This is a genomic window from Bradyrhizobium neotropicale (genome assembly GCF_001641695.1).
In the GTDB taxonomy this organism is placed as follows: Bacteria; Pseudomonadota; Alphaproteobacteria; order Rhizobiales; family Xanthobacteraceae; genus Bradyrhizobium; species Bradyrhizobium neotropicale.
The window spans coordinates 94,662-110,260 of the sequence record NZ_LSEF01000047.1 but is presented as its reverse complement, the minus strand read 5'-3'; the positions used below and the strand labels follow the sequence as shown (position 1 = coordinate 110,260).

The window sequence follows — 15,599 nt, the reverse complement described above, 5'->3', positions numbered from 1 at the left end:
CCCGCCGCTGCTGCCGAAGGATCCGCTGCAACGTGCCAAGGTGAGGGCGTTCGCGCTGGCGATCGCCTGCGACACCCATCCGGTCCAGAACCTGAAGGTGCTGGCGCGGCTGCGTGAGCTCGGCCTGCCCGAGGAGAAGGTCCAGGAATGGGCGGCGTGGGTCAACCGCGAAGGGCTGTCGGCCTGCGAAACGCTGATCAAGGACGAGCCGGGGCCGTTCTGCTTCGGCGACGCGCCGACGCTCGCCGATCTCTGCCTCGTGCCGCAGCTCGGCAATGCGCGCCGGTTCGGTGTCGATGTCTCCGCCTATCCGCGCCTGCTCCAGGCGGAAGCCGCCGCGAAGGCGCTGCCGGCCTTCGCCAGCGCCGCGCCGGAGAAGCAGCCCGATGCCGAGTAAGCCGCCGCTGCCGATCACCATGGACGCGGTCTATGCCGCGCCGGGCTATCTGTTCCGGCGCATGCAGCAGATCGCGGTCTCGATCTTCATGGAGGAGTGCCGAAGCTTCGATCTCACGCCGGTGCAATATGCGGCGCTGATCGCGATCCACACCCACCCCGGGATCGACGCGACGCGGCTCTCGGCGGTGATCGCCTTCGACCGCTCCACGCTCGGCAGCGTGATCGAGCGGCTTCAGGCCAAAGACTATATCGAGCGCAAGCCGGCGCCCGAGGACAAGCGGATCAAGCTGCTTTATCTGACCAAGCCAGGTGCCGCCATCCTGCGTGACATCATCCCCGCCGTCGAGCGCGCTCAGGCGCGCATGCTGGAGCCGCTGAAGCCCGCCGACCGCAAGGCGCTGATGGGACTTCTGGTGCAGCTCGTCGACCTCAACAACGAGGCCTCGCGCGTGCCGTTGCGCGCCGAGGATGCACTGGAGCATCTGGGGAAGTCGGGGTGAGGGGGAGTGTGGAGATGTGGTGACGCTGTCGCCTTTATCTCCGCCGTCATTCCCCGCGAAAGCGGGGAATCCAGTACGCCGCGGCTTCTCCGTATCCTCACCGTCTCTGGAATGCTGGATCGCCCGCCTTCGCGGACGATGACACTGCGAGTGTCGTTACGCGTCGCGTACCTTACTGTCGCCCTCACATCCTCAGCAACGCCTGCCGATCAATCTTCCCCGTGCCCGTTTTCGGCAGTTCGTCGATGAAGATCACCTCGCGCGGATATTTGTACGGCAGCAGCTTGCCCTTCACGTAATCCTGTAGCCGTCGGGTCGTCTCGCCCTGGTCGACGCCCCGCTGGTTCATCACCACGACTGCCTTCAATGTCATGCGCCGGTCGGGCAGCTCGGCCGCGAAAACTGCGCATTCGCGAATCTCGGGGTGATCGGCCAGGCACAGCTCGACCTCGAGCGGATAGACCCACTGGCCGGAGATTTTTACGAGATCATCGGCGCGGCCGCGGAAGAAGTGGAAGCCGTCGGAATCGCGCACGAAGCGGTCGCCGGTGTAGATCCAGCCGCCCTCGCGGATGGTCTCGGCGGATTTGTCCGGCCGATTCCAGTACAGCGGCGTGTTGGAATCGCCGCGCACCCACAAAATGCCTTCCTCGTTTTCGCCGACCTCACGGCCGTCCTTGTCCAGAAGCGCAACCTCGTAGCCGGGCACGCGCAAGCCCGCGGCGCCGAGCTTCTTCTGCTCCGCCCGGTTGGAGAGATAGATGTGGAGCACCTCGGTCGAGCCGAGGCCCTCGACGATTTCGAGGCCGGTGAGCTTCTTCCAGCCGTTGAAGACCTCGGCCGAGAGCACCTCGGCCGCGGAGAGCGCCATGCGCAGCGACGAGAAGCTCGTCTCGTCCGCGCCTTCGGCCTTGGTCAGCGAGGTGTAGAGCGTCGGCAGGCCGAAGAACACCGTCGGCTTGTACTGTTCGATCGCCGCGAAGATCGCCGCGGGCTTCGGCTGGCCCGGGAGGAGCAGCGTCGCGGCACCGGCCGAGAACGGGAAGGTAATGGCATTGCCGAAGCCATAGGCGAAGAAGATTTTTGGCACCGAGAAGCAGATGTCGTCCGGCGTCAGCTTCAGCACGTTCTGCGCGAAAGCGAGGTCGCTATAGGCCATGTCGTGCTGGAGATGCACGATGCCCTTGGGCCGGCCGGTCGACCCCGAGGAGTACATCCAGAACGCCATCTCGTTGCGATCCGTTGCGGCTTCCGCGAGCTCGGCCGGGAATTGCGCGAGCCAGCCTGCAGCAGCGATCGCTCTCGGCGCGGCCGTGTCGCCCGCTTCGCCATTGACGACGATCAGCGTGCGCAGAGAGGTGTCCTTGCAGGCCTCCGCGTTGAAACGCGCCGCGAATTCGGCATCCGCCACCGCAACGCTCGCGCCGGAATCGGCGAGATAGAATTGCAGCAGGTCCGGCGGCGTCAGCGTATTGATCAGCAGCGGTACGAAGCCGGCGCGCACCGCGCCAAAGAAGGCGGCGGGATAACACGGCGTGTCATCGAGGAACAGCAGCACGCGATCGCCGCGGTGCAATCCCAGCGAGGCGAAGCCGTTGCCCCACCGGCCAGCTTCCGCGCAGAGCTCGGCATAGGTGCGCGTGCCGGCAGGGCCGATCAGCGCGACCTTGTCGCCGCGTCCCCTCGCGAGGTTGTCGAACAGCACGCGGCTCGCATTATAGATTTGCGGAACGGCAAAGCCGATCTCGCGCGCGCCCGGGCTGTCGCCGGGCACCTGGTCACGGATCTCGCTGCTCATGCCGCATCTCCACCGTTCTTGGCGGCCTCATACTGGGCCATGAACGCCGGCGACATCGCGCGCAGCCTGGAATCGTCGATGCGCCCGGACCGGGTGATGTAGCTGTAGGCAAAGTCCATCAGGTCGAGCTTCATGTGGTCGGCGAAATGCTCGTACCAGCCGGCCGAGGTGCGTGCGGCATCGACGAGCTTCTGCACGACCGGCTTGCGTTCGGCCTGATAGCGCTGCAGTGCGGTCGCGAGATGCGCATCCGATTCCAGCGCTTTGACCAGCGCAATCGCGTCCTCGATCGCGAGCCGCGTGCCAGAGCCGATCGAGAAATGCGCCGAGTGCAGGGCATCGCCGATCAGCACCATGTTCTTGAACGACCAGTGTTCGTTCCAGACCCAGGGGAAATTGCGCCAGACCGATTTGTTGGAGACCAGGCAGTGGCCGCCGAGCGTATCCGCAAAGACCTCCTCGCAGACGCCTTTGGACTGCTCGAGGTCCTTGTAGGCGAAACCGTAGGCGTGCCAGGTCGCGTGGTCGCACTCGACCAGGAAGGTGCTCATGGTCGGCGAATAGCGGTAGTGGTGGGCGTTGAAGGTGCCGCGGTCGGTCCTCACGAAGGTCTGCGACAGCGTGTCGAAGCGCTTCGAGGTTCCGTACCAGACGAACTTGTTGGAGGAATAGGACAGCGAGGTGCCGAAATCGCCCTCATAGGCGCGGCGCACCAGCGAGTTCAGGCCGTCGGCGGCGACGATCAGATCGTGGCCGTTGAGCTGGTCGATCGCCTGAACTGGCGTGTCGAAGCGCGAGGTGACGCCGGCATCGAGCGCGCGTTGCTGCAGGAACTTCAGGAGATCGAGCCGCCCGATCGAGGAGAAGCCGACGCCGTCGATGGCGACGCTGTCGCCGCGAAGGTTCAGCGTGATGTTCTCCCAGCTCTCCATATGCGGTGCGATCGCATCGACCGTCTCGGGGTCATCAGCGCGCAGGAAGTCCAGCGCCTGGTCGGAGAACACGACGCCGAAGCCCCAGGTCGCGTCGGCCGGGTTCTGTTCGAACAGGTCGACTTGATCGTCGGGGTGACGCTTTTTCCAGAGATAGGCGAAGTAGAGCCCTCCCGGCCCCCCGCCAATCACGGCGATCCGCAACGTCTGCCTCCCTAATTGACAGTATACTTACTATCTCGGGGTAGACTAATCTGCTCCGGCCTCCCGCGCCAGAGGAATTATCGGCAAGCCGTGGCACGCCGGAACATGATCCGGCCGCGCCTATGACGCGATTCCGAAACCATCATCGGGCGAGCATAGCCAAAGTGGGATGGCTTGAACACCCGGGCGTCAGATGCGGCGCTTCGCCCAGACTCCGTTAACCAGCCCGGTCGTGCACCGGACCGCCGGTACTGGCTTGCGGACGACGACGGCGCCTCTCGCTCCGGCAGTTCCGCTGGTGTCGACGCGGGCGTGCGAAATCGCTTCGCGCACGCCGCCAGATTTTGCGCCCTGCTGCGCGTACGGTCCTATCGTGCCGCGAACGGCGCGAGAACCTGCTTGCACGCGGGCGACAGTGATGCCGCGTTGGATGCAAGGCATTGCGCGATGCGGCCGCCGCCGGGTGCAATGCCGGCGCACAGCGAGTTGATGTCGCCGCCGCAGGCGGAGCGCACGATGAACAGTTCTTCGCGCAAGCGCAGGGGCCGCAGCACGATCACCGTCGGAGCTGCCGCAGGTGCCGCCGCCGGAGCCGCGCCAGTGGCGCCCGCCGGCGCGGCCGCCGTTGCGCCGCCGCCGGCCGCGGCGCTCACGGCCTTCTCGCAGGCCGGCGACACCTTGGCCTTGTTCTTCTCCAGGCATTCGAGCGCCGCCGCGCCGCCCGGCTGAACGCCGGCGCAGACCTTGGGATAGTCGCCGCGGCAGGCGCTCCTGATCGCCGCGACTTGTGCGCTGCTCGGCTGCTTGGCCGCCGTGGTCTTGGGAGCCTCGGTCTTGGATGCGGCCTTCGGAGCCTCCGTTGCAGCCGGTGCCGCTTCAGTCTTTGCTGGCTCAGATTTGGCTGGTTCAGATTTGGCAGGTTCGGATTTAGCCGGCTCGGCTTCGGTTTTGGGCGCGGCCGCAGGCTCGACCGCGCGGACCGCGGTTTGGCATCCCGATGACAGGCTGGACATGTTCTTATGGAGACATTGGTATGCTTCCACGCCACCGGGCGTTACGCTCGAGCAGTGCGCCATGAAGTCCGAGCGGCATGCGGACCGGATGGCGCTCTTCTGCGCCTCGGTCGGCGCTTGCGCGAATGCGCTTGTTGCGGTTGCGAACAGTGCCGCCGCCAGCAACGCCTTGCGCGTTGAGACATGTTTCAACGTGTTGAACATCTGACTGAATTCCTGCCCTGTCGGTGACGCCAACGATCTTTTGAAAAGTAATGCAATCGCAATCATCGCGAGTGATGCCTCGCGAGCGGCATCATTGGTCGCTTTGGCCTCTACCGCAAGTAGATAATGCCGACGCAATTGCGACGTAACTGCGTCGTCAGAGCTTGACCATGCGCTTGCCGCGGTTCTCGCCCGCGAGCAATCCGATCAGCGCCTTCGGAGTGTTCTCCAGCCCATCGATGATGTCTTCGTGGACCTTCAGCTTGCCGGATTTGACCCAGCCCTGGAGGTCGGCGAGCGCGCGCTGGCTGTCCTTCATGTAGTCCATCACGATGAAGCCCTGCATCACGAGCCGTTTCACCACGATCAGCCCGGGCACGCCGCGCGGGCCGTGCGCGGAGGGTGTGCCGTCATATTGCGAGATCGCACCGCAGCAGGCGATGCGGCCGTAATTGTTCATCTGTGGCAGGCAGGCTTCCAGAATGTCGCCGCCGACATTGTCGAAATAAACGTCGATGCCGTTGGGGGCTGCCGCGCGCAGCGCCTTGAACACCGCGCCGTCCTTGTAATCGACCGCGGCATCGAAGCCGAGCTCGGAGGTCAGCCAGTTGCACTTGTCCACACCACCGGCGATGCCGATCACGCGACATCCCTTGATCTTGGCGATCTGTCCGACGATCGATCCGACCGAGCCCGCGGCGGCCGAGACCACGACGGTCTCGCCCTCCTTGGGCCTGCCGATCTCCAGCAGGCCGAAATAGGCGGTGAGGCCCGCGATGCCGAACACGCTGAGAAGATGCGTGAGCGGCTCGAGCTTCGGCATTTTCGTCAGATGCTTTGCGGTAACTGCGGCATACTCCTGCCAGCCGGTGTCGCCGAACACGATGTCGCCGGGCGCAAGCCCCGGCGCCTTCGAGTTCACGACCTCGGCGATGGCGCCGCCCGCCATGACGCTGTTGGCCTCGACCGCGGAGCGGTAGGTCGCGCCGTGCATCCAGGCGCGGTTGGCGGCGTCGAGCGAGATGTATCGCACGCGCAGCAGGGCCTCGCCGTCGTTCGGCTCCGGCACCGCGTTCTCCACCATCTTGAAATGTTCGGGACCGAGCTTGCCGCTCGGCTTTTCCACCAGGAGAATCTGGCGATTGACGTTTGTGCCCATGGCGTTCCCCTCTTCAATTGTCTGACGATTATTGGTGCAGCTGCCGCAAGGAAAAGGTGCAAGCCGCATTCGTTGTGCGCTGCATGAAGGCTAGAGCGCGGACTTCAGTTTCGCAACGGGAACATCGGGTCGACGCAACTGCACGCCAAGCGTGTTGCGTAGTCGTCATAACTGCGACATCATGAAGCGCCGGTGTACGTGGGGGTAAGCTATGTCGAACAGGTTTACGCAATACATTCTGGCCGCGATGGTGCTGGGCATCGTCATGGGTTCGGCGATCTACAACTTCCTGCCCGACACGCGCGCCGAGTGGGCGTCGTCCATCAACCTGATAGCCATGATGTTCCTGCGCCTGATCAAGATGATCATCGCGCCTTTGGTGTTCGCGACCCTGGTCGGCGGCATCGCCCATATGGGCTCGGGCTCCAAGCTCGGGCGCATCTTCGCCAAGACCATGGGCTGGTTCGTCAGCGCCTCCTTCGTGTCGCTGATGCTGGGCCTCGTCATGGTCAATCTGCTCCAGCCCGGCGCGAACTTCCCCGGTACGCTGCCGGACAAGGCGCAGTCGACCGGCCTGCCGGTCTCAGCCTTCTCGATCGAGAAATTCCTGACCCATCTGATCCCGACCTCGATCGCGGACGCGATGGCGCAGAACGAGATCCTGCAGATCGTGATCTTCGCCGTGTTCTTCTCGGTGGCAATGGGCGCGATGCCCGAGCGTTCCAAGCCGATCCTGGCGCTGATTGACGACATCTCCCACATCATGCTCAAGGTCACGAGCTATGTGATGCTTTTCGCGCCGCTCGCGGTCTGGGCCGCCATCACCGCGACGGTGGCCAGGAACGGCCTCCTGGTGCTGTGGAAGCTCGTCGTCTTCATGGGCGGCTTCTATCTGTCGCTGCTGATCCTGTGGGGCATCCTGGTGGTCGTCGGCTTCATCGTGATCGGGCCGCGCTACAGTCATCTGTTGCGGCTCATCCGCGAGCCGCTGATGATCGCGTTCTCGACCGCGAGCTCGGAGGCGGCGTATCCGAAGACGCTGGAGGGCCTGACCAAGTTCGGCGCCTCCTCGCGGATCTCGAGCTTCGTGCTGCCGCTCGGCTACTCCTTCAACCTCGACGGCACGATGATGTACTGCACCTTCGCGAGCATCTTCATTGCGCAGACCTACCACATCGAGATGTCGCTTGCGACGCAGCTCGCGATGCTGGCGACGTTGATGATCACCTCGAAGGGCGTCGCCGGCGTGCCGCGCGCCTCGCTGGTGGTGATCGCATCCACGCTCGCCCAGTTCGGCATTCCCGAGGCAGGCCTGTTGATGATCATGGGCATCGACACCTTCCTCGACATGGGCCGCAGCGCCACCAACGTGATCGGCAACTCGCTCGCCACCGCGGTGGTGGCGAAGTGGGAAGGCGAGCTCGGGCCCGAGCATGCGCTCGGACCCGATGAGGCCGTACCGGGCGACATGGTGCCCGGCGAGGTGCCGGCGATGGCCGGCCATTGATGGGAGTGCCTCATGCGCCCTTCAACGGTGATCGCGGGCGGACTGTTGCTGGCGGCGAGTCTGCTGGCAACCGGCGCCTGCGCCCAGAGCGGCGGCAGCGAAGGACTTAGCCCGACGCTGTCGGCGATCAAGAACGCGCACACCGTGCGGCTCGGCTATCGCGAGAGCTCGCTGCCGTTCTCCTTCCTCGACCAGGCGGGCCGTCCGATCGGCTACAGCCTCGAGCTCTGCGAGGCGATCGTCGAGGAGATCGGCACCGAGGTCGACGATCCCAACCTGAAGATCGAATACGTCAAGGTCACTTCCGACGACCGCATCGACGCGGTGCTTCAGAACAAGATCGATCTGGAATGCGGCTCGACCACGGCCAATGCCGAGCGCGGCAAGCGCGTCGCCTTCTCGCCTTTGATGTTCGTCGCCGGCACCAAGCTGATGGTGCCGAAGGCATCCAACGTCGCCGCGATCACTGACCTGAAGGGCAAGACCGTGGTGGTGACGAAAGGCACCACCAACGAGCAGGCGATGCATGCGGCCGACAAGAAGTTCTCGCTCGGCCTGAACATCGTGACCTCGCCGGACCATGAGCAGTCGTTCCAGATGCTCGCCGACGGCAAGGCGGACGCGTTCGCGACCGACGACATCCTGCTCTATGGCCTGATCGTGCGTCACAAGGCGCAGGACAAGTTCCGCGTCACCGGCGACTACCTCTCCTACGATCCCTACGGCATCATGTTCCGCAAGGGCGAGCCGCAGCTCTCCGCCGTGGTCGAGCGCACCTTCCGCAAGCTCGGCTCCAACCACGATCTGGTGCCGCTCTACAACAAATGGTTCATCGCACGGCTTCCCACCGGCGAGCGTCTGAACGTGCCGATCTCGCTGCAACTGGAAGAGGCGTTCAAGGCGATGGACGATTCGGCCAGCGCGAATAATTAGCTTGCTTGCGTTGCTGTGATCGCGCCGCGATCTCGCTGCTATCCCTTCTGCCCTAGTGGGAGAAGGTGGCGCGGAGCGCCGGATGAGGGGTTGCTTCCGCAAGTTCTGTTGCGAGAAGCTCCCGCGCGGAGAGAGATCCCTCACCCGGCTTCGCTGCATGAATTCAACCAGTACTCTCGCCAAACACCCGATCCAGCGCCGCATCATACGTCGCCTGCACGAGATCCGGATACGGCTTCGCCAGCGCCTCCATCATCACGCCGGAATTGATCTCGAGCACCCGCCAGGCGCCATCGACGCGGACCACGTCGACCGATGCGAAGGCGATGCCGATGGCGCTTGCGGCGTCGATGGCGAGTTTCACGCAAGCTGCCCGCACTTCGTCGTCATTGACTAGCACCGGCTGCGCGCCAGCGTCGAGATTGTGCCGCCACGTCAGGACGCGCCGCTCGCCCCTGGGCGCGACCGCGTCCAGTGCCGCTGCATCGAGTTGGTTGAGTTGCTCCTCTTGTCCTGTCGCACGCGCCAAATCGCGCACGCTGTGCACGCCGTCGCCGACGACCGACGGCCGCTCCTTGCGGTAGACGACCAGCGGCGTCCGATCGAGCAGGATCACGCGGATCTCCTGCTCGATCTCGACATAGGGCGAGATGACGAGGCCGAGGCTCGACGCAAAGACTTCGCTGACGGCGCGATCGAGTTGATCGGGGCTCGTCACCCAAAACACGGAGCGGCCCGACGTTCCCTCATTGGGCTTCACCACCACGCCCCGTGGATTTTGCGCCAGCAGCGCCAGCATCGCCTCGCGCCAGCCGGTCTCCACAACATGCTCGCCCAGGCTGGGATTGAGGAAGAGGCGATGGGCAATGCAGGGCACGCCGCTGAGCGACAGCACCTCCGCGGTTGCGGATTTGTCGTTGGCAAGGCGATGCGCGATGGCGCTGTTGAGGCCGATATCGTAGCCAAAGGCGAAGTGGCGCCGCTCGCCCCGGCGCATCGCGATCAGCCAGCCGCCGGAGCGGACATCGACTGTGATGCCATGGTTCGCGCAATAGCGCCTGATCGCCTGAACGAAGATCCGCTCGCCGCCTGCCATGTGTCCAAGTCGTTCCTGTCGCCAGAAGCCGCAAAAATGCGGGAAACGGCGCCAAAGGGAGTGAAAATCAGAGCTATTCTTAATGAAATTCTCGCGAGCGAAACGGAAATTATCTGCTGCGCGGAAGGTCCTTTGAGCAAAGAAATTGCCGCAATGCAGCTATCCAGAGGAAATCGTTAATTTTCCTGTCAAATCAACGGCCAATGCCGGTTTGACCGGCGTCAATTACAGCCGGATCGAGGTTGATTATTGGCCTCAATGGCGTAGATCACACACGCGAAATCCTGCGCCATGGCAAGTGGTGTTCGCCTCGCTTTCAGAGGCCGGGCAACGCTTTTGTCCAAAACCCGCAAATATTCGGAATGTCGAAAAAATGAGCGCGTTTTACCGAGAGAAGGTTCTTTCCGTCCATCACTGGACCGACACGCTGTTCAGCTTCCGTGCCACCCGCGACACCGGCTTCCGCTTCCAGAACGGCCAGTTCGCGATGATCGGCCTCGAGGTCGACGGCCGCCCGCTGCTGCGCGCCTACAGCATGGCCAGCGCCAATCACGAGGAAGAGCTCGAGTTCTTCTCGATCAAGGTCCAGGACGGCCCGCTGACCTCGCGCCTGCAGAAGATCAAGGAAGGCGACACCATCCTGGTCGGCCGCAAGGCGACCGGCACGCTCGTGACCGACAACCTCATTCCCGGCAAGCGGCTGCTGCTGCTGTCGACCGGCACCGGCCTCGCGCCGTTCGCCAGCCTGATCAAGGACCCTGACGTCTATGACCAGTACGGGACCATCGTCCTGGTGCATGGCTGCCGCCAGGTCTCCGAGCTCGCCTATGGCGAGCAGCTCGTTGCGGGCCTTCGCGATGACGAATTGTTCGGGCCGCTGCTCTCCGAGAAGCTGGTCTATTACCCGACCGTGACCCGCGAGCCGTTCCGCAATCGCGGCCGCATCACCGATCTCATCAACTCCGAGCAGCTCTTCAACGATATCGGCCAGTCCCCGCTCGACATCGCCACCGACCGCATCATGATGTGCGGCAGCCCGGCGATGCTGGAGGAGCTGCGCGTCATGCTCGAAGGCCGCAGCTTCATCGAAGGCGCTGGCAACAAGCCCGGCCATTTCGTGATCGAGAAGGCGTTCGTGGAGCGGTGATCGCCGCTCCAGCGAGGGCCTCCCTTCACCTTCCTCCCCCGACTTTGTTATTGGCCCCCGCCGCGGGGGCCTTGTTATAAGCTCGCTCCAAAATCTCGCGCCGATGTTGCGACGCGAGAGGGGGAGCTGCGCACGTCTTGTCCGTGACCGATCATGATCGTTCGGCAAAGCCGACCGCCTTCGTGCTGGCGGGCGGTGGCAGCTTTGGGGCGATCCAGGTCGGCATGATGCATTCGCTGGCCAAGCACGGGGTCGTCGCGGATTTCGTGGTCGGCTCCAGCGTCGGCGCGATCAACGGCGCCTACTACGCCGGCGATCCCTCGCTCAAGGGCGTCCTCCGCCTGGAGGCGCTGTGGCGCGGCCTGAAGCGCCGCGACGTCTTCCCGGTCACCTGGCGGACCCTGCTCGGCTTCGTGTGGCGGCGCGATTTTCTGATCCCCCATGACGGCATCCGCAGGCTGATCGAGGATCACCTGCCTTATCGCAATCTCCAGGAGGCCCGGCTTCCCATCCACATCGTCACCACCGATTTCATCTCCGGCGAGAGCGTGGTGCTGTCGGAGGGCTCGGCGGTGGAGGCGATCCTGGCGTCGACCGCGATCCCCGGCGCCTTCACGCCGGTGCACTACCGGAACCATTTCCTCGCCGACGGCGCGATCTCCTCGAACACGCCGATCCGGGTCGCGGTGCAGAAGGGCGCAAGGCGGCTGATCGTGCTGCCGACCGGGCATGCCTGCGCGATCGAGAATCCCCCGGTGGGCGCCGTTGCCAACGCCTTGCACGCCCTGACGCTGCTGATCGCGCGGCAACTGGTCAGCGAGCTGGAAGGGCTGGCTTCCGACATCGAGTATGTCGTGGTGCCGCCGCTCTGTCCGCTGGTGGGCTCGCCTTACGATTTTTCGCGGACCGACGACCATATCGAGCGCGCCATCAAGAGCACCGACGCCTGGCTCGCACAGGATGGCCTCGATCGGCACGGCCATATTCCCCACGAGGCGATGCCGCATGGTCACTGACCTGTCATCTTTTGCAGCGCAAAAGCCCTGCCCATCGGATGGATTGATTTGCGCCGGCCGAATTCGGTAGCCTGAAACCTCAGCCGCGTCACAACCGCAAGAGGGCGTCGGCAATAATGTATCCCGTCATTTTCGACGAGAGGATGTAATCGTGGCCGACAATAACAAAGCGCAAACCTCGCCGCAGGCAGAAGAGAGTGTCGTGGAGACTCTGCTGCTTCCATTCTCGCCGCGCTTCATCGTCCTGACGATCTGCGCGGTCGTCACCGCGCTGCTGATCGGCATCGGCATCGCCGACCATAAGATCTTCGACATCCTGCTGATCCCGATCCTGATCTTCGGCGCGCTGACGCTGCTCGGCATTCGCGATCTGCTCCAGAAGAGCCACGCGGTCCTGCGCAACTACCCGATCTCGGCGCATATACGGTTCCTGCTCGAGGAGATCCGGCCCGAGATGCGGCAGTATTTCTTCGAGAGCGAGAAGGACGGCATGCCGTTCTCGCGTGACACCCGCGCGGTGGTCTATCAGCGCGCCAAGATGGAGCTCGACAAGCGTCCGTTCGGCACCCAGGAGGACGTCTATCGCGAGGGCTACGAGTGGATGCACCATTCGGTTTCGCCCAAGGCGCATGCCGAGGAGAAATTCCGCATCACCATAGGCGGCCCCGACTGCAAGAAGCCCTACTCGGCGTCGGTGTTCAACATTTCGGCGATGAGCTTCGGTGCGCTCAGCCCGAACGCCGTGCGCGCGCTGAACGCCGGCGCGAAGAAGGGCGGCTTCGCGCATGACACCGGGGAGGGCGGCTTCAGCCCCTATCACCGCGAGATGGGCGGCGACATCATCTGGGAGATCGGCTCGGGCTATTTCGGTTGCCGTCATAGCGACGGCAGCTTCGATCCGGAGGCGTTCGCGCGCGTATCGAGCGAAGACCAGATCAAGATGGTCGAGCTCAAGATCAGCCAGGGTGCCAAGCCGGGCCATGGCGGCGTGCTGCCGGCCGCCAAGGTTTCCGAGGAGATTTCCAAGATTCGCGGCGTCTCGATGGGCGAGGACTGCATCTCGCCGGCCTCGCACCGCGCGTTCTCGACCCCGGTCGGCATGATGCAGTTCGTCGCCGAGATGCGCAGGCTGTCTGGCGGCAAGCCGGCCGGCTTCAAGCTGTGCATCGGTCACCCCTGGGAATTCCTGGCGATCTGCAAGGCGATGCAGGAGACCGGCGTCTATCCGGATTTCATCGTCGTCGACGGCAATGAGGGCGGCACCGGCGCCGCGCCGCTGGAGTTCATGGATCATCTGGGCATGCCGATGCGGGAGGGCGTCAATTTCGTCCACAACGCGCTGGTCGGCATCAATGCGCGCGACCGCATCAAGATCGGCGCGTCCGGCAAGATCGCCACCGCCTTCGACATGGCGCGCGCAATGGCGATCGGCGCCGATTGGTGCAATTCGGCGCGTGGCTTCATGTTCTCGCTCGGCTGCATCCAGTCGCTGAGCTGCCACACCGACCGCTGCCCGACGGGCGTGGCGACGCAGGATCCGACCCGGGCGCGCGCGCTCTATGTGCCGCTGAAGATCGACCGCGTGCACAATTATCACCACGCGACGCTGCATTCGCTGGCCGAGCTGATCGCCGCAGCCGGCCTCGACCATCCGCAGCAGTTGCGCCCGATCCACTTCACCCAGCGCAACTCGACGACCGAGGTGCGGTCCTTCGCGCAGCTCTATCCATCGCTGCGCCCGGGCGAGCTGCTCGAAGGCACGGAAGATGCGCGCTTCCGCGACGCCTGGCGGATGGCGCGGGCCGAGACCTTCCAGCCGGCGCTCTGAGGCGCCGGCCCCACCACAGAGGCCGGTGAGCTTTCGGCGGGGTAAACTTGCCGCGAGCGGCGCGGGGGCTTAACGTCCGATTCAACTTTAGGTATAGATTCGCCCCATGGACGAGCGCCGCGACAAAGCCAGGCATCGTGTGCTGAAGGCCGGAACGATCGAGTTCGGCGGCGGCGCGATCGATTGCACGGTGCGCAACCTCTCCGACACCGGCGCCGCGCTCGACGTCACCAGTCCAGTCGGCATCCCCGAGCATTTCACATTGTTCGTCCAGGCCGACGGAAGGCATCTGCAGTGCACCGTTGTCTGGCGCAAGGAGAAGCGGATTGGGGTGAGGTTCGGTTGAGGGCGGCGCGTTTGGCGCGCGGGCGTGCCACAAGCATAGCTGTCGTCCCGGCGAAGGCCGGGACCCATAACCACAAGCTTGAGTTTGGCGAAGACTGGTCGTTCGGTACTTCGACCGTCACCGAATCGATAGATTCCGCGGTATGGGTCCCGGCCTTCGCCGGGACGACGAGCATTGGTGCGGGATATACCCTGCCCACTGAAACGCGCACGCCCACCTCACGCGGCCGCCTGCGCATCCCTCCGGCTCGCCAGAATCTTGTCGATCCTCCGGCCGTCCAGATCGACCACCTCGACATGCCAGTTGCCGAGGTCGAAGGCATCGCCGACATTCGGCAGCACGTTGAAATGTTGCAGCACGAGGCCCGCGACAGTGTTGTAGCGGTGCGGCGGCAGCTCGATGCCGAGGAGCTCGCCGAACTCGTCGACCGGCATCCAGCCGGAGATCAGGAACGAGGAGTCCGCGCGCTGGACATAGGCCGGCTCCGGCGGGCCTTCTTCGGAATGAAACGCGCCGACGATCGACTCCAGAATGTCGGCCGCCGTCACCACGCCCTCGAAGGCGCCGTACTCGTCATGCACGAGGCCGATATGCACCGGCGCCGCCTTGAGGATCGCGAGCACGTCGCGCGCGTCGGCGGAGGCCGGAATGATCGGCGTCTCGCGCACCAGCGCGCGCAGATCGGGCGTGCGCTCGCGCATATAGGCGACGAGCAGGTCCTTGGCCTGAAGCATGCCGATCGGCTTGTCGCGGTCGCCGTCGCAGACGGGAAAGCGCGAATGCGGGCTTTTGGCAATGAGTGCCTGGATTTCCTCGGGATCGTCGTTCAGATCGATCTCGTCGACCTCCGTGCGCGGCGTCATGACCGCGCCGACCGGCCGGTCGCCGAGCCGCATCACGCCGGCGATCATCTCCCTCTCGCCGGGCTCCAGCACGCCCGCGCTCTCGGCCTCGCTGACGAGATGATGGATCTCGTCCTCCGACACCTTCTCCTCCGCTTTGCCGCCGCGGCCGAGCAGCGTGAGGATCAGCCTGCCGGAGAGATCGAGCAGAACGACGAGCGGCAGCGAGATCCGCGCCAGCCAGTGCATTGCCGGCGCGACCTTGACCGCGATGCTCTCGGGGTCGCGCAGCGCCACCTGCTTCGGCACGAGCTCACCGACGATCAGCGTCGCATAGGTGATGAGGGTAACGACGATACCGACGCCGACGATGTCGGCAATGCCGGACGACATGCCGAGCTCGACCAGCCATTGCGTCAGCCGCTGCCCGAGCGTCGCACCCGAGAAGGCGCCCGAGAGCACGCCGACCAGCGTGATGCCGATCTGTACCGTCGAGAGGAATTTTCCGGGATCGGCGGCGAGCGTCAGTGCCCGCTCGGCGCCGCGCACGCCCTTGGCGGCCAACAGCGAGAGCCGGGCAGGGCGGGACGAGACGACCGCCAGCTCGGACATGGACAACAGTCCGTTGATGACGATCAGGACGACGACGATGATGAGTTCGACAGAGAGCATTGT

The 15,599-nt window shown here is 64.5% G+C and carries 14 protein-coding genes; 8 read left to right on the top strand and 6 right to left on the bottom strand.

The features are described 5' to 3' along the window. Together AXW67_RS44045 and AXW67_RS15420 are read left to right on the top strand one after the other, a co-directional pair. The coding region (locus AXW67_RS44045; RefSeq protein WP_245315557.1) for a glutathione S-transferase C-terminal domain-containing protein at positions 1-397 on the top strand (397 nt) is incomplete at its 5' end. Then, on the top strand, positions 387-899 hold the full coding sequence (locus AXW67_RS15420) for a MarR family winged helix-turn-helix transcriptional regulator (protein ID WP_027553495.1): 513 nt from the start codon (positions 387-389) through the stop codon (positions 897-899). The genes AXW67_RS44045 and AXW67_RS15420, both read left to right, overlap by 11 nt. A gap of 184 nt (positions 900-1,083) precedes the next feature. Here the strand turns inward: AXW67_RS15420 and AXW67_RS15415 are convergent, their stop codons facing one another. From AXW67_RS15415 to AXW67_RS15400, 4 genes are all read right to left on the bottom strand, one after another. Continuing rightward, positions 1,084-2,697, bottom strand: a complete 1,614-nt coding sequence (locus AXW67_RS15415) for a benzoate-CoA ligase family protein (protein ID WP_063678568.1) — start codon at positions 2,695-2,697, stop codon at positions 1,084-1,086. Next, positions 2,694-3,833, bottom strand: a complete 1,140-nt coding sequence (locus AXW67_RS15410) for an FAD-dependent monooxygenase (RefSeq protein ID WP_063678567.1) — start codon at positions 3,831-3,833, stop codon at positions 2,694-2,696. The genes AXW67_RS15415 and AXW67_RS15410 overlap by 4 nt, the downstream gene beginning before the upstream one ends. A 368-nt stretch (positions 3,834-4,201) precedes the next feature. Further along, complete coding sequence (locus tag AXW67_RS15405; RefSeq protein WP_063678566.1) at positions 4,202-5,050, bottom strand: cysteine rich repeat-containing protein; 849 nt, start codon at positions 5,048-5,050, stop codon at positions 4,202-4,204. Between the two features lie 157 nt (positions 5,051-5,207). Beyond that, on the bottom strand, positions 5,208-6,209 hold the full coding sequence (locus tag AXW67_RS15400; RefSeq protein ID WP_063678565.1) for an NADP-dependent oxidoreductase: 1,002 nt from the start codon (positions 6,207-6,209) through the stop codon (positions 5,208-5,210). A gap of 211 nt (positions 6,210-6,420) precedes the next feature. Between AXW67_RS15400 and AXW67_RS15395 the strand changes: the two genes are divergently transcribed. Next, positions 6,421-7,716, top strand: a complete 1,296-nt coding sequence (locus AXW67_RS15395) for a dicarboxylate/amino acid:cation symporter (RefSeq protein ID WP_063678564.1) — start codon at positions 6,421-6,423, stop codon at positions 7,714-7,716. 12 nt (positions 7,717-7,728) lie between these two features. Beyond that, positions 7,729-8,649: an amino acid ABC transporter substrate-binding protein gene (locus AXW67_RS15390; RefSeq protein ID WP_063678563.1), complete on the top strand. Its 921-nt coding sequence runs from the start codon at positions 7,729-7,731 to the stop codon at positions 8,647-8,649. Positions 8,650-8,812: 163 nt separating this feature from the next. On the opposite strand, the gene AXW67_RS15385 is transcribed toward AXW67_RS15390, so the two are convergent. Further along, positions 8,813-9,745, bottom strand: a complete 933-nt coding sequence (locus AXW67_RS15385; protein ID WP_063678562.1) for an ATP-grasp domain-containing protein — start codon at positions 9,743-9,745, stop codon at positions 8,813-8,815. Positions 9,746-10,118: 373 nt separating this feature from the next. Here AXW67_RS15385 and AXW67_RS15380 point away from each other — a divergent pair, with 373 nt between their 5' ends. The 4 genes from AXW67_RS15380 to AXW67_RS15365 all read left to right on the top strand — a co-directional run bounded on the left by AXW67_RS15380 (position 10,119) and on the right by AXW67_RS15365 (position 14,082). Continuing rightward, positions 10,119-10,892 (top strand): ferredoxin--NADP reductase, encoded by a 774-nt coding sequence (locus AXW67_RS15380; protein WP_063678561.1) that lies wholly within the window; start codon positions 10,119-10,121, stop codon positions 10,890-10,892. Between the two features lie 137 nt (positions 10,893-11,029). Continuing rightward, complete coding sequence (locus AXW67_RS15375) at positions 11,030-11,908, top strand: patatin-like phospholipase family protein (protein ID WP_063678560.1); 879 nt, start codon at positions 11,030-11,032, stop codon at positions 11,906-11,908. A gap of 151 nt (positions 11,909-12,059) precedes the next feature. Next, a complete protein-coding gene (locus AXW67_RS15370) occupies positions 12,060-13,736 on the top strand; it encodes an FMN-binding glutamate synthase family protein (protein ID WP_245315555.1) in 1,677 nt (558 codons plus the stop codon). A gap of 106 nt (positions 13,737-13,842) precedes the next feature. Then, on the top strand, positions 13,843-14,082 hold the full coding sequence (locus AXW67_RS15365) for a PilZ domain-containing protein (protein ID WP_063678559.1): 240 nt from the start codon (positions 13,843-13,845) through the stop codon (positions 14,080-14,082). 218 nt (positions 14,083-14,300) lie between these two features. On the opposite strand, the gene AXW67_RS15360 is transcribed toward AXW67_RS15365, so the two are convergent. After that, on the bottom strand, positions 14,301-15,596 hold the full coding sequence (locus AXW67_RS15360) for a hemolysin family protein (protein WP_063678558.1): 1,296 nt from the start codon (positions 15,594-15,596) through the stop codon (positions 14,301-14,303). Positions 15,597-15,599 lie beyond the last annotated feature (3 nt).